At 44.3% G+C, this 14,226-nt stretch carries 13 protein-coding genes; 5 read left to right on the top strand and 8 right to left on the bottom strand.

The features are described from left to right. Positions 1 to 234: 234 nt before the first annotated feature. The 3 genes from lgt (at position 235) to I3255_RS09620 (ending at position 2,812) form a co-directional block, all read left to right on the top strand. Positions 235 to 1,119 carry a prolipoprotein diacylglyceryl transferase gene (gene lgt, locus I3255_RS09630; RefSeq protein WP_075106443.1) on the top strand — a complete coding sequence of 295 codons (885 nt, stop codon included), beginning with the start codon at positions 235 to 237 and terminating at the stop codon, positions 1,117 to 1,119. Between the two features lie 153 nt (positions 1,120 to 1,272). Next, a complete protein-coding gene (locus I3255_RS09625; RefSeq protein WP_238038639.1) occupies positions 1,273 to 2,142 on the top strand; it encodes a thymidylate synthase in 870 nt (289 codons plus the stop codon). A gap of 79 nt (positions 2,143 to 2,221) precedes the next feature. Next, positions 2,222 to 2,812: a dihydrofolate reductase gene (locus tag I3255_RS09620; protein WP_238038638.1), complete on the top strand. Its 591-nt coding sequence runs from the start codon at positions 2,222 to 2,224 to the stop codon at positions 2,810 to 2,812. 104 nt (positions 2,813 to 2,916) lie between these two features. On the opposite strand, the gene uvrC is transcribed toward I3255_RS09620, so the two are convergent. Beyond that, the gene (uvrC, locus tag I3255_RS09615; RefSeq protein WP_238038637.1) at positions 2,917 to 4,761 is read right to left on the bottom strand and encodes an excinuclease ABC subunit UvrC; all 1,845 of its coding nucleotides are present in this window, start codon (positions 4,759 to 4,761) and stop codon (positions 2,917 to 2,919) included. A gap of 152 nt (positions 4,762 to 4,913) precedes the next feature. Next, entirely contained in the window at positions 4,914 to 6,440 is a 1,527-nt protein-coding gene (locus I3255_RS09610) for a DUF3360 family protein (RefSeq protein ID WP_238038636.1), read from the bottom strand. A gap of 511 nt (positions 6,441 to 6,951) precedes the next feature. Between I3255_RS09610 and I3255_RS09605 the strand changes: the two genes are divergently transcribed. After that, the gene (locus I3255_RS09605) at positions 6,952 to 7,512 is read left to right on the top strand and encodes a DUF4442 domain-containing protein (protein WP_238038635.1); all 561 of its coding nucleotides are present in this window, start codon (positions 6,952 to 6,954) and stop codon (positions 7,510 to 7,512) included. Between the two features lie 250 nt (positions 7,513 to 7,762). Here I3255_RS09605 and rplS read toward each other — a convergent pair whose 3' ends face one another. The 4 genes from rplS to rpsP all read right to left on the bottom strand — a co-directional run bounded on the left by rplS (position 7,763) and on the right by rpsP (position 10,197). Next, the gene (gene rplS, locus I3255_RS09600; protein ID WP_102093129.1) at positions 7,763 to 8,182 is read right to left on the bottom strand and encodes a 50S ribosomal protein L19; all 420 of its coding nucleotides are present in this window, start codon (positions 8,180 to 8,182) and stop codon (positions 7,763 to 7,765) included. A gap of 205 nt (positions 8,183 to 8,387) precedes the next feature. After that, positions 8,388 to 9,152 (bottom strand): tRNA (guanosine(37)-N1)-methyltransferase TrmD, encoded by a 765-nt coding sequence (gene trmD / locus I3255_RS09595; protein WP_238038634.1) that lies wholly within the window; start codon positions 9,150 to 9,152, stop codon positions 8,388 to 8,390. A 76-nt stretch (positions 9,153 to 9,228) separates the two neighbouring features. Then, positions 9,229 to 9,762 (bottom strand): ribosome maturation factor RimM, encoded by a 534-nt coding sequence (rimM, locus tag I3255_RS09590; protein WP_238038633.1) that lies wholly within the window; start codon positions 9,760 to 9,762, stop codon positions 9,229 to 9,231. Positions 9,763 to 9,927: 165 nt separating this feature from the next. Next, positions 9,928 to 10,197, bottom strand: a complete 270-nt coding sequence (gene rpsP, locus I3255_RS09585; protein WP_021812802.1) for a 30S ribosomal protein S16 — start codon at positions 10,195 to 10,197, stop codon at positions 9,928 to 9,930. 437 nt (positions 10,198 to 10,634) lie between these two features. Between rpsP and I3255_RS09580 the strand changes: the two genes are divergently transcribed. After that, positions 10,635 to 12,119, top strand: coding sequence for an ATP-binding protein (locus I3255_RS09580; RefSeq protein ID WP_238038632.1), 1,485 nt, complete (start codon positions 10,635 to 10,637; stop codon positions 12,117 to 12,119). Between the two features lie 33 nt (positions 12,120 to 12,152). Here I3255_RS09580 and I3255_RS09575 read toward each other — a convergent pair whose 3' ends face one another. Both I3255_RS09575 and I3255_RS09570 read right to left on the bottom strand, forming a co-directional pair. After that, on the bottom strand, positions 12,153 to 12,332 hold the full coding sequence (locus I3255_RS09575) for a hypothetical protein (protein WP_238038631.1): 180 nt from the start codon (positions 12,330 to 12,332) through the stop codon (positions 12,153 to 12,155). A gap of 131 nt (positions 12,333 to 12,463) precedes the next feature. Further along, positions 12,464 to 14,152, bottom strand: a complete 1,689-nt coding sequence (locus I3255_RS09570) for an ATP-binding protein (RefSeq protein WP_201601548.1) — start codon at positions 14,150 to 14,152, stop codon at positions 12,464 to 12,466. Positions 14,153 to 14,226 lie beyond the last annotated feature (74 nt).

Raw genomic sequence — 14,226 nt, 5'->3', positions numbered from 1 at the left:
CCGCTATCAATCACGTCTATTGTCACTTCAACACTTTCTTTTGTTACTGCAACTATATCTGAGATCTATCACTCTTTATTTCTTACATCCATAGCCTATCAATCTATCGACGACACTCAAAACCAGTAGCCAATCTCCTAGCGCCCACTGATTGGGTTGGAGCAATTATGTATGCTGGGCGCATGAAATTTGCTATTATAGTCAGCACTTTATTATCAATATTATGACACCCTTATGATGATTCATCCTCAGTACGATCCTGTCGCCTTGGCACTTGGGCCCGTCGAAGTCCACTGGTATGGGCTGATGTATTTACTGGCGTTTGCTGCCGCTTACGGTCTGGCATGGTATCGCAGCACCAAGCGTGAGGGCTGGACGACAGATATGGTCTCAGATCTTGTGTTCTTTGGTGCACTGGGCGTCATCTTGGGTGGTCGTGTCGGTTACGTGTTGTTTTATCAATTTGGCGAGTTGCTACAAAACCCAGCCTACCTCTTCAAGGTTTGGGAAGGCGGCATGTCATTCCATGGTGGCCTAATCGGTGTCATGCTGGGAATGCTGTATTTTGCTCGTAAATATAAAAAGACCCCGTTTCAAGTGCTCGATTTTATCGTGCCTTGCGTACCGACGGGTTTGCTGTTTGGTCGCATTGGTAACTATATCAACGGTGAGCTATGGGGCCGTGTTTCTGATGGTGGCTATAACTGGCTCACCTACTTTCCCCAAGCGGCTGGCTTTGATATGCAGCAACTACAAGCCAATCCTGAGCTACAAGAGGTGATGACTGAGGTCAATGGTCAGTACTTATTGCCTCGTCACCCGTCGCAACTGTATGAAGCCTTTGCCGAAGGTCTGCTGTTGTTTTTATTCTTGTGGTGGTACTCATCAAAACCTCGTCCGCGCATGGCAGTGACGGGTGTCTTTATGTTGGGCTATGGCTTGAGCCGCTTCATCATTGAGTTCTTCCGTCAGCCAGACGTTGACCAAGGATTTATTTTGTTAGGTTGGGTGACCAAAGGGCAAATATTGAGCACGCCGATGATTATTATCGGTCTGTTCTTAATCGGTTACGCTTATAAGCGCGGTATCTATGATTGGGGTAAGCACGCCGCTTACTAAGGGTCTCGCCTTACTGATAAAACGATTAATCACTTGAATAAGAGGGTACGCCTCATAACGCATACCCTAGCAATACTTTTAACAATGATAGCGTCTATATGGATTACTAGCCTAATCTGTGGACGCTGTCAGCAGTAATTAAAGAGCACTTTTATGAGCAATGGCACCCAAAGTAACAATGAGCAAGCGTATCTTGATTTGCTGCGCCACGTCTTAGACAACGGTACTAAAAAAGGCGATCGTACGGGTACGGGTACGCTGAGTCATTTCGGCGCACAGCTGCGTTTTGACTTAGCGGCAGGTTTTCCACTATTGACGACCAAAAAAGTCCACTTCAAATCCATCGCCTACGAGCTATTATGGTTTTTGAGTGGCAGCACCCACGTTCAATACTTGCAAGACAATGGCGTGCGTATCTGGAATGAATGGGCGACAGCGGAGCAGACCGCACGCTTTAACCGTCCTGCAGGCGACTTAGGTCCCGTATATGGTCATCAGTGGCGTAACTATGGTGCAAGTAAAGGCGCAGACGGCAGCTATAACGATGATGGTGTCGATCAAGTCGCACAGGTCGTTGAGCAAATCAAAACCAACCCTAACTCGCGCCGCTTGATTGTATCAGGCTGGAATCCAGGTGAAGCAGAGCAAGTGGCACTACCGCCGTGTCATACGCTGTTTCAGTTTTTTGTCGCAGACGGTAAACTCTCCTGCCAGCTATATCAACGTTCGGCTGATCTTTTTTTAGGTGTGCCCTTTAACATTGCCAGTTATGCGTTATTGACGCATATGGTTGCGCAGGTTTGCGGCCTAGAAGTTGGTGAATTTGTTTGGACAGGTGGTGATTGCCATATTTACCAAAACCACCGCGCGCAAGCTGAGCTACAACTGACACGCTCGCTGTATACGCCGCCAACATTAACACTGAACCCAAAAGTTAAAGATATTTTTGCTTTTGAATACGACGATATTAGCGTCAATAACTATGAGTCTCACCCGACGATCAAAGCCAAAGTTGCCGTTTAAAATACGTCTCATGCACGACAATAAATAAGACTGTGAGTTAAAATACAGACGTTTAAAAATATAATAGAAAGGACACATTATGAGTTATGCCCACACTGAAGTTGCCCAAATCGCCGCCATAAGTAGCAATCGCTGTATCGGTAAGAACAATGAGCTGCCGTGGCATATCTCAGCAGACCTGCAGCATTTTAAACAATTGACCACACGTGACCCGCAGAATACGGCCTCGAGTAGCGATATGCAGGGCATCGTCATCATGGGTCGCAAGACGTTTGAATCAATGGGTAGCAAACCATTACCAAAGCGTGTGAACTTTATTGTCTCCACTCAGATGGACTATGCAGAGCAAAAAGGACTGGTAGGACACGCCCATGCGCATGTGGTTCACAACTTAGATGACGCCCTGACGCATGCCGCAAGTTTGGCACATGGACTGCATTTAGATACCATTTGGGTGATCGGCGGTGAGCGTATATTCAATGATGCCATGATGTACACGGATCGCATTGAGCTGACCCATGTAGACACCGACATTACCAATGGTGATGCTTTTTATCCTAAGCTACCTGCACGTTATAAAGTAGCTGAGGAGTCTGAGCAGATGCATGACGAAAAAAGTGATTTAAGCTTTAAATTTGTGACTTATAAGGTAGAGAAGACTGACCAATAGTATTTGATTGACTCAAAAAAGGGCTGCCGCAAATAAATTAAATTATCTGCGGTAGCCCCTTTTTTTGGACGTTATCAAGTTAATGGTGGAAATAATGGATCAAGCTATTCATGCAGCACTTTATAAACCGTCTTCGCCAGTACTGGTCCAATGCCTTGCACACCTGCCAGTTCCTGCTGTGACGCGCCAAGCAATTGCTGCATACCGCCGAAGTGATTGAGCAAATCGCGGCGGCGCTTTTCACCCAGACCCGGGATGACCTCAAGCACCGATGATGAACGACGCTTGTCGCGTTTTTTACGGTGTGCAGTAATGGCAAAACGATGCGCCTCATCACGAATATGCATCAATAAATGCAGCGCTTTGCTATCCATGGGCAAATCTAATGGCTCATGATCCAAGAAGTGCAAGACTTCGAGTCCCGCTTTACGCCCTTCTCCTTTCGCGACACCAATGAGCAACGTATCACCAAGAATACCCAATTCAACCAGTACTTCTTTTGCCATACTCAGCTGACCCTTACCACCATCAATCAGCAGTAAATCAGGCAACGGCTGCTTTTTATACCGCCGTGTCAGTACTTGTTTCATTGCCGCATAGTCATCGCCGCCTTGGATATCATGAATCGCATACTGGCGGTAGTCACGCCTGCGCGCGCCGCCTTGATCAAACACCACGCAGCTACCAATGGTCGCCTCGCCCATGGTATGCGAGATATCAAAACATTCGATGCGATCGACCGTTCTGTCTGTCACATCTGATAATACATCTTTTAGCGCGCCAAAGCGTGCGTGCAATTCTAAATAATCACCAAGCTTGGTCTTTAGCGCATTACTGGTATTCAGCGTTGCTAAGTCCAGCCACTCTGAGCGATGCTCACGCACATTGGTTTTGATGACCACTTTATTGCCAAAATGCGTTGCCAATGCTTCACTGACCGCCACCTGATCGGGGATCTCATGACTCAATATAATCTCGGCTGGTAGATCGTCCGTCACCTGGAAATAAAACGAGGTAATAAAAGCCGATAGGTTATCTGCTAGCGGCTCGCTACTGTCTACATCAGGGAAATAATTTTTGCCGCCCAATACTCGGCCGCCGCGTACGGTTAGTACATTGACACACGTCATGCCCGCTTGACTGGCAATGGCTATCACATCTGCCTCACCTTGCACCGTATAGACGGCCTGCTTTGCTTGCACTTCGCGTAGCATCGACAGCTGATCACGATAAAGGACGGCTTTTTCAAAATCTAGCGCTTCAGCCGCCCCTTCCATCTTTTCAATCAGCGTGCTATGAATATCGCTAGAATCGCCCTTCAAAAAGCGAATGGTATTATTAACGTCCTCTTTATATTCTTCTGGCGATACCAATCCTACACAAGGCGCACGGCAACGCTTAATCTGATACTCCAGACAAGGACGCTGACGCTGCTTAAAAAAGGTGTTGGTACATTGGCGCATTTGAAACATTTTCTGCATCAACACCAGTGTTTCTTTTGCTGCATGGGCAGAGGGGAATGGGCCAAAGAAACGGCCCTTTTGATGGTTTCCTTTACCGCGTCCATACGCCAAACGTGGATAAGGCTTATCCGCTGAGATAAACACGTATAGATACGACTTATCATCACGCAGCAAGACGTTATAAGGCGGACGATACTCTTTAATTAAGTTCTGCTCGAGCAACAGCGCTTCGGTCTCACTACGCGTGATAATGGTCTCAATATTATGAATCCGTGCCACCAGCGCCCGCGTCTTTGGATGATCAATTGTCTTGGCAAAGTAACTATTCACGCGGCTTTTTAGCGACTTGGCTTTACCAACGTATAAAATATCGCCGTTTTTGCCCAGCATCTTATATACTCCTGGCAAATTAGGCAGGTTCTTGATCAGATGCTTAAGACGGGCTTTTTTATCATCGACAGGACTCGATTCTGAGACAGTAACCATAGAATTTATTGCTCTTAAAAATCTTAGTAATACTGCTAGTTATGGGGCAGGAATCGTGGTTTTGCAAGCTGATTATTACCCCAATAGCACGCATAAAAAAGCCAGCGTTATGCTGACTTCGTTTATTCGGTCATATACTAATCATGAATGGTCTAATGACGGAAGTTTACCATTAATGCTGGAATACCCGGCAACATACCAACGATAGCCATCACGCCAGTCAGTACCACAAACATGATACCCGGTATGATCCAGCGGCTCATTTTAGTCAAACTGGCGCTGCGCTCTTTTGAGCCAATCAAGCCCAAATTATCAAGCAATAGCGTGAGTGACCAACCAAAAGCTGGGTTCACCAAGGCAGAAGCAAACACCACAATAGCAGCAGACTGCGTGGTTTTACCTTCGCGCGTCATCTCTATACCAGCCTCTAGTAGTGGAATAAACACCCCAACGATCAATGCCACGCACATCACTGGTTGCCAAATGGCCAAATCCATTGGATAGCCCCAAATACCCGCGATAATACAAAATAAGGCTGTCAATAAAGCACCAGCAGGAATCGGACGTTTCGCAATCGCCGCAGGAACAATATAAGTACCCCAAGATGACGCAAAGTTGGCACCGCCTAGCACAGAGCCCACTACCTGACGAAATGAAGCGCTGGTCATCGTATCATCGATGTCCATGAGCACTTTTTCAGTACGCTTAGGATAGCTGATTTTTTGAAATACTTGATGACCTAAGAAGTCTGGCGACCACATAGCAACTGCCAAGATAGCAAACGGCAATACCACAATGAAGCTTTCAATCGTGGGCAGGCCCAACATCCAACCTGTGTTCTCGCCCCACCAGTACATCGGATTCATGTTTGGTAGACCTGGCGATGTCTGAAACTCAAAAGGTGCGCCCAAGGCAAAGGCAAGACCACCGCCCAATACACAGCTGAGCGGAACCGCAAGCCAGCGCTTTTGCCAATGCTCAAGCAATGCATACAGCAGAATGGTTGCCAAAATAATAAAGAATGCAATGTGCGACATACCGATCCCTTCTGCCCAAGCAAAGAGATTCTTGACTTGTGATGTCGTACCGATAAATCCTAAATAAATAAGCAGACCACCGCAGACACCTTTGCTGGTCAAATTCGCCAGCAAACTGCCCCCTTTACTGATAGCGAGAAGCAGACCAAAAGCTCCAATGAGCAAGCCAAATGCCATCGGATGACCACCAGCGGCCACGACAATGGGAATGAGTGGAATAAGCGGCCCATGAGTACCAGCGAGGTTGGCTGTCGGTAGCAAAAACCCTGAAAACAGAACGATAAAGAACGACACAATCAACAGCTCATAGCGTACATTTTCTAGAACAAAAGCATCACCCAATCCTAGCGGCCCTGCAAACGTTGCTGCAATCGCGCCAACCATAACCACTTTACCGATGGTCGCTGCCATTGCTGGAATAGTATCTTCGTACTCAAAACGATAGTCGCGAAACGGTAAATTGGGACGCCAGCGTTTTGGCTGCATGATCTGCAACTCATGATTCAAATAAGCATCACGATTGTCAAAACTTGAGCTTGGCTTATGCAACTCTATATAACTACCTGGCAATTCGCTGTCTTGATTGGTTGGGTTTGGTCGCGGCGTGTTAGACCCTGAAGATGAGGTCTGAATATTACTCATCACATTTCCTTGTGTTGATTGCATTTTTAATTGGCTAAGGATTTTAATTTGATATTCGCTAAATGACCGATCGGTCATAATAAACGGAAAACCATTGTATGTTAAGGGATAAGGAAATGCGAATTTAAGGTAAATTAAAGAGACTGTATGTATCGTTATGACACATAAACTAAAGTTTTCATTGATACAGGAATGAACTTAATAGGAAACTATTAGGAAAAAACAGCGCCGATCTGGGCGTAAAATTAAATCAAAGGCCAGTTTTATTAAGAATGACTTACATCTGAATGTTTTTTATCATATAACTAAATACTAAAGATAGTTATAATAAATACTAAATATCGCTTTGTGATAACTATAAAGACTATGCCCAGTTACGCTTTAAGGCTAGCGAGCGCAGTCATTTTTAACTATGATAAATGTCTTTGTCGTTTATCATCTAATAGTAAGCACTAAAAAAACAGCGTTACCCATATCACTGAAAAATCAACAAAAGCAACAGGATAGATTTATGAGTGTACTACCCAGCAATTTTGAGACTTTGAAGCGTAGAGCCAAGCAAAGTATCATGCCGCTACTGACCCCGCACCTACTAAAGCTGCGACTCAATACTTACGCACCCTATATCGGCGCAGGCATCAAAATCGACCACATCAGCCTCGATCAGGGATTGTGTGTGGTCAGCATGGGACTGACCACTCTCAACAAAAATATCGTCGGTACTCAATTCGGCGGTAGCTTATACTCCATGGTTGATCCTTTCTATATGCTCATGCTGATGCATCAATTGGGTAGTAACTATGTGGTCTGGGACAAAAGCTCACATATTGATTTTGTCGCACCGGGAAATAGCAGAGTCACAGCACGAATGAAAATACCTAGCTCTGAGGTGATTACCATTCAAGAGTTAGCAAAAGACGGTGAACCTGTGTTTCGTGAATATAAAGTCAATATCGTAGACGAACAGCAAAAGCTCATTGCTACCGTCACCAAAACCTTGTATATCAGACTGCGCAAATACAGTAAATCCAAGGAGCAAGCTAGCCGAATTGAAACGCCTCATACTGAATAGCTCTCGACTATCCGTAAGAAGTAGCACCTGTTATCTGTTAATATCCAGCTAATCACCCCGCAAGCCTAAATTGATAAGCGTGCACATACAAAAACCCCAATCCAGCATTCGCATAGATTGGGGTTTTGTCTTTTTTGGTATGGCCCGCTTATTTATAAATAAACCTATGAATAAGGGCTTGTATCTACTATTACCTTGTTTTGAGTCAATTCTAAAACTATACAATCAACTCAAAACGGCAAACTTGTACTTAGATACCAGGCGCAGTATCAACTGCATCAGGTACGCCAGCGTCAGTCTTTTTCTGAGCTGGACGTGGCGCAAGTTTTTCGCGGATACGTGCTGATTTACCAGAACGCTCACGTAAGTAGTACAGTTTCGCACGGCGAACAGCACCACGACGTTTCACTTCAATACTATCGATGATTGGTGAGTGCAATTGGAATGCACGCTCAACGCCAACGCCGCTTGAGATTTTACGTACGGTAAACGCTGAGTTTAGACCGCGGTTACGCTTAGCAATTACAACGCCTTCAAAAGCCTGTAAACGCTCACGCTCACCTTCACGTACTTTTACTTGTACCACAACGGTATCGCCGGGTGCAAAGTTTGGGCGCTCGATCAATTGAGCGTTTTCGATGACCTGAACCAATGGATGCTTGTTGCTCATGAGAGTTATCTCCTCACATTAGATAATAGAGGCTTTACGCATATCACCTGTTTGTAATAATTAATCGTATCTCTTTATAGTGAGATACAACATAAATGGGTTATAACCAACGGCCACTATGCGATGACTCGTTTTATTATTGCTCAAAATTCTGTTTCTTAACTGTTTATCAAGCTTAATGACGATAAAATCAGGTATCAACAACCTACTTTTTATCTGCTTTTGCTAGTGCTTTAAGCCACTTCGCTTGCTCTACCGTCGGAGTAAACGCTTGCCACAAATCCGGACGACGCGCTTGCGTACGACTGACTTGCTGACTAAAGCGCCATTTTGCAATATTGGCATGGTGACCCGAAAGTAACACTTCAGGAACCACCATACCCGCAAACTCATGCGGCTTGGTATAGTGTGGACAATCAAGCAAACCATCGACGAACGAGTCTTGCTCTGCTGACTTATCATCACCCATGATATCGGGTAGACGACGTATCACACTATCCATTAGCACCATTGCTGGTAGCTCACCACCAGTCAACACGTAATCGCCCAATGATACTTCCATATCGACATATTGTGACAGCAGGCGCTCGTCGATGCCTTCATAACGACCGCATAATAAAATCATGCCATCATAATCAGTCATACCGACGACGCTACTCTCACTAAGCGTTTGCCCTTGCGGTGACATATAAATCACCGGACAATGCTCACTATCGACACGGCAACCATATTGCTTGGCACGCAAGCGTGCATCCTCAATGGCTTTCGATAATGGCTCAGCCATCATCACCATCCCAGGACCGCCACCATACGGGCGCTCGTCAATACGGCGATAGTTATCAGTGGTATAATCACGTGGATTAATGCATTCAATCGTAACTTGCTCCTGAGTCACTGCCCGTCCCGTGATTCCAAACTCACGAATCGTGGCAAACATCTCAGGAAAAATACTAATTACGGCAAAATACATCTGATGTCTACTTGCATTGAGGCTAAAATAATCGGTGTGACTATCAATAAACACTAACTAAAAGCTAGAACCGATATTAATAATCACTCGGCCATGCCACAAGTACTGTTTTTTCAGCCATATTGACCTCTATTACAGTTTGCTTATGCCATGGAATTAGGCGCTCTTCATTATCCAAACTGTCTGAATTGGCTGCCACGCGCATAATGTCGTGGGCACCAGTTTCAAACATTTCAGTGATATTGCCTAGATACTCATTCTGCTCGTTCATCACGCGCAGACTGACCAAATCCGACCAATAATATTCGTCTTCAGCTGTTTCCGGCAAGACGTTTTGTTCGACCCAAACGGTAACACCGTTCATGGTCTCAGCAACATTGCGATCAGGAATCTGCTCAAATTGAGCCACAAGTCCTGTGCCTTGCTCACGCCAAGCTTTCACAGTCAAAGGTTTCATGCCAGTAGCGGTTTTCATCCACCACGGCTTCATGTCGAATATCGCTGTACGATCATCCGTATCACTAAACACCCAAAGCCAGCCTTTGATGCCATAAGGCTTCTTAAGTTGACCGATTTTCATAAGGGCACTAGCGTTTGGAGTGGATGACATAGCAGCTAACCTAACAATGATTAAAACAGCAATTGCAAAAACAATTGTGTCAAAAGCGATAAACAGTTAATGGCGCACCCTGGTCAGACCAGTTACGCTATGTATTCTAAAGTCTACTGAATCGTCTTGTAGTCATACTACAAGTGGCTCAGTAGCAACGAAAACTTAAGCAGTTGCTTCAGTTTGTGCTGCAGACTTGTTGTAAGCTTTTGCTAATGAAGCAACGCGATCTGAAGGTTGTGCACCTTTTGCGATCCACGCATTGTACGCTTCCATGTTTAGGCGTACTGCTTCTTCAGACTCTTTAGCGAGTGGGTTAAAAAAGCCGATGTTTTCAATATAGCGACCGTCACGCGCGCGGCGTTGATCAGCAACAACTACTTGATAAAATGGGCGTTTCTTGGCACCGCCCCGTGCTAAACGAATAACAACCATGTGAATTCTCTCTTTCGCAGGTATACCAAAAAGGGCATAATTATATCACAGTCTTTATTTGTTGAAAACATAAACTGTGCATATTTAATTATTTATTAACAATAGCTTAAATACCAGTCTATGTAAAACATAATCGAGCATAACCATGCGTTTTATACAATTATTAAGGACGGTCTATCTTAATCAGTTACTAAAATATACCGTGCTTTAATTTTGATATTATTAAAATATTGGAGAGGCACATAACAAACTACTTAAATAAATAGCCTCACAGTACGATTCATTGATTATGCTATTCTATGGTGTGTTGAAAGAGACTGACACACCCTACTCTCAGCCGCCATTTTTAAAAACAACCTGCTCTTTCTCCAAAATAAAATCGCGGCTTAACTCAAAACCAAATTTAATCAGACATTTTCTTAATCTGCTGGATTTATATGATTACTCCAAACTCAAAGCCCCGTCGCAAAGGTTGGCTACCACGTTCTTATTCCAATACTTGGCTGACAACCTTGATGGTCGCTTTTATTGTCCTCATCAGTGTGAGTTTGTCGATTTTATTCTTTTGGCGTAGTCTGTACCTACCAGAACTCAAAAACCATGCGCGTTATTTGACGAGTGAGCTGCGATTAATTAATAGCGTCAATAAAGATTGGCAATATCGTCCCGATATCCGCCAATGGGTTTATCAACATTCTCATGTAGTGGTGGTGAACAACCCCAGTGACTTTCCGGAGGTGGCTGACAAAGCATTTGTGAGCTTCTTTACTGATGTACTTCAGTATGAGATTGGTGCGCAGCTGGGTCGACCTGTCGAAGTTTATTTCAAGTTCAAACCAACGCCGCAGCTTTGGGTACAAGACAGTCGCGATGACAGCTTCTGGATTCGTGAGCCAGTGGTTTACTACTCGCAGTACAGCCCAACATTGCTCATATTGTTTTTGATTGGATTGCCTATCTTATCGCTGCTGACCATTATCTTGTTAGCACGTCAATTGAACCGTCCACTACGTTATCTACAACGTGCAGCGACTAACTATATTCGTCTGGGTCATGCGACTACACTGCCAACGCAAAAAGGCCCTACCGAGATACGACAAGTAAACATGGCTTTTAACCGTCTATTTACAACGTTGAATCAAGCCCAAAAAGAGCGAACTATTATGCTCGCTGGTATCTCACATGACCTGCGGACACCTTTGACTCGTATGCGTCTGACTGCTGAGATGCTACCAGATGATTTTTTTCGTGAAGGATTAATTTACGACATTGAGGATATGGATGCGATTTTGGAGCAGTTCATCTCATTTATGAAAGATGGTTCCGATGAGCCAGTTAGCTTGACCAATTTGGACACGATATTTAATGAGATCATGGTGCAGTTTGCACCGATGAAGTTCGTTTATCAATCAGAGTGTCACAAGGTCGTTCCTGTACGCCCCTTATCCATCAAGCGTCTCATCATCAATCTGATCAATAACGCCAATCGTTATGGTAAACCGCCGATTTATCTATCAGCCACGGTGATACCAACATTTATAGAAACAGTTGAAGAAGAAGATAGCGATGTCGTCAGTGAGAACGTTGTCAATAAAGAAGCACAAGAGCAACTGATGATTTGTGTGCGTGACTGCGGTGATGGTGTGGCAGAGGATCAATTGGAGCGTATCATGCAGCCATTTGAGCGCGGGGAGACCGCACGTACTACTCAAGGTAGCGGTCTGGGGCTGGCCATTGTAGATCGCATTGCGCGGTTACATCATGGTACGGTCGAGGCCATTAATCACCCTGATGGTGGGTTACAAGTATGTGTGCGTATACCGCTACTTTCTAAAGTTGCTGGAGATAATACCTTGGCTGCTGATGCAGTCGATGACACATCTACAGTCAATAGTATTACATCGAATGAAGATGAGCTATAAATCTATCTTTTGAATAAATTAAGTATCAGGAGATTAATCTTTGCTGCCGATGATGGGCGGAATATATTCAGCACTATTGGTAAATGTCAATGGCTGAGTAATCTCTTCTTTGGCTGTCTTTAGCGTTTGGGTTGTTGATGGCTGCTTTAGAAACAAGTAGTAACCCAGCGTAATCGCATTCAATAGCACCAAGCCACCAAATAAATATGGCATCCTTTGCCTCCTATATTGTCAAACTACCCTAGAATAAGCTGCTGCAAACAAGACACCTGATTATCAAAATATCGGTAATCAGGTTCGTTTAATGATGATAACTTTTCACTTATCATCATTGTTCAGCATTGTTATTTAGTGTCAAAATCGCGTTCGCTTTTTTCTTGCGTCAATTCGTCAGCAGCCAAAATTTGTGTCAATGGTTTGATAGGCCATGTCATTACGAATCTTGCGCCGCCAAGATCTCGGCTCTCATCTACTTTCATACTACCATTAAACCAAAAGGCAATGCGCGATACAATAGACAGACCTAGGCCGTAGCCGCCTGATGCTCGTGTACGGCTATCATCCAAGCGCGAAAACGGTATAAATACTTTTTCACGATCAGCCTCAGGAATACCATGACCGTCATCTTCGACACTGACAAATGCATTGCCCTTTTTGACACCAGCACTAATAATGATCGTGGTCTCGGCATAACGTAAAGCATTACCTGCAAGATTCTGAATCACACGGTGCAGATAGCGTCGATCGGCAATCGCGGTTACTTTTGCATTTGGTAAGTTGGTCACTATTTTAATCGGCTTACCTAATGCATTGGTCTCACGCTCAATCTGCTGTAGCAATTCTCTGAGATTTACTGGTTCTAAATCTAATTTTGGCGAGCCCTCTTCGAGCTTGGCATAAGTCAAAATCTCGTCAATCAAGCCATTAAGTGATTCGATATCTTCATCGATATAGTCACGCTGCATGAAACGTGAATCTTCGTCATCAGTATCAGCCAGCATATCTACTGCAAATCGGATACGAGCAACTGGTGTACGAAGCTCATGTGATACGGCTCGCGTGAGCTCTCGTTGCGACTCAATCAAACGCTTGATATGTGACGTCATTGCGTTAAAGGTCGCTGATAAACGCGCGATCTCATCTTGACCAATTACTTGTACTTGAATATCCAGGTTGCCTTTACTCACCTCATTAACACCAACTTGAATCAGCTGCAGCTTGCGCTCAAGTGGGAAAATGAGCGCATAAACACCCAAACTGATTAAAAACATACTAATCAGGATCATACTAATAATCAAATTAAGTGGGAACCAGTTAAACAATGGTACAGGGCCTATCAATACTGCCATATCATTAATTTCAGACGGAACCACTATCTTGATGGCCGAACTACTGGTACTGCTATTAGGATCTTGTAATGAGATGACTACTTCATCACGGCGTAGGCGCGACATTTGATCTGAATCTAAATCTAGCGTGTTAACAGGCACAAATGCCAGAGGGAAAGAAAATTTCTCCTCAAGTTCAGCCAAGCGTGCACGTTTATCAGACAAGGTGACTTCATAAGACAAGTCGTCCAATAAAAAGACAGCAATTGCTCTGACTTGTTGTTCCGTGACTTCCGATATCCGCGCTGTTAGGACATTCTCATTATCCGGCAAGCGATAATAAACATCTGCATAGACAGGCTGTTCGACGTAACGAACGACAGTATTATCATTTTTAAATCGTCGTAACTCGCTGGCAGTAAAATCTACTTCATCAATAGGTATGATTTTAAAATTTGCACCAAATAAACTACTGGCATCAGATAACCAGTATTCACGCTCTTCTGCAGTATTTTGGTGAGAGATGCCTTCGCTCACCAAATGAAAAGCCCCCATTGCCATGTTTTCACGGTAGGACTGTACACGCTCCTTATTGATAGTACCCATCAATAACTGCGCAAACAATGCTACGCACAAACAGACTATGAGTAGTCCAGCATAGATACGGACAAAAATACTGTGTTTTAAAGAAGAGACTAGTGACATACGTGCCGTGACCAACTTAATAAATAAAAACTGCTGACATCATCTAGCATATAATCGCTGCTATGTGATTGATA

It is taken from the genome of Psychrobacter sp. Ps6 (genome assembly GCF_022129235.1).
Lineage (GTDB): Bacteria > Pseudomonadota > Gammaproteobacteria > Pseudomonadales > Moraxellaceae > Psychrobacter.
Note: the sequence above shows the minus strand (reverse complement) of the source record. Positions and strands in the feature narration are given on the sequence as shown.

Coding starts and splice junctions, on each gene's coding strand:
- lgt (WP_075106443.1), top strand. CDS start 235: ATGATGATTCATCCTCAGTACGATCCTGTCGCCTTGGCACTTGGGCCC.
- I3255_RS09625 (WP_238038639.1), top strand. CDS start 1,273: ATGAGCAATGGCACCCAAAGTAACAATGAGCAAGCGTATCTTGATTTG.
- I3255_RS09620 (WP_238038638.1), top strand. CDS start 2,222: ATGAGTTATGCCCACACTGAAGTTGCCCAAATCGCCGCCATAAGTAGC.
- uvrC (WP_238038637.1), bottom strand. CDS start 4,761: ATGGTTACTGTCTCAGAATCGAGTCCTGTCGATGATAAAAAAGCCCGT.
- I3255_RS09610 (WP_238038636.1), bottom strand. CDS start 6,440: ATGAGTAATATTCAGACCTCATCTTCAGGGTCTAACACGCCGCGACCA.
- I3255_RS09605 (WP_238038635.1), top strand. CDS start 6,952: ATGAGTGTACTACCCAGCAATTTTGAGACTTTGAAGCGTAGAGCCAAG.
- rplS (WP_102093129.1), bottom strand. CDS start 8,182: ATGAGCAACAAGCATCCATTGGTTCAGGTCATCGAAAACGCTCAATTG.
- trmD (WP_238038634.1), bottom strand. CDS start 9,152: ATGTATTTTGCCGTAATTAGTATTTTTCCTGAGATGTTTGCCACGATT.
- rimM (WP_238038633.1), bottom strand. CDS start 9,762: ATGTCATCCACTCCAAACGCTAGTGCCCTTATGAAAATCGGTCAACTT.
- rpsP (WP_021812802.1), bottom strand. CDS start 10,197: ATGGTTGTTATTCGTTTAGCACGGGGCGGTGCCAAGAAACGCCCATTT.
- I3255_RS09580 (WP_238038632.1), top strand. CDS start 10,635: ATGATTACTCCAAACTCAAAGCCCCGTCGCAAAGGTTGGCTACCACGT.
- I3255_RS09575 (WP_238038631.1), bottom strand. CDS start 12,332: ATGCCATATTTATTTGGTGGCTTGGTGCTATTGAATGCGATTACGCTG.
- I3255_RS09570 (WP_201601548.1), bottom strand. CDS start 14,152: ATGTCACTAGTCTCTTCTTTAAAACACAGTATTTTTGTCCGTATCTAT.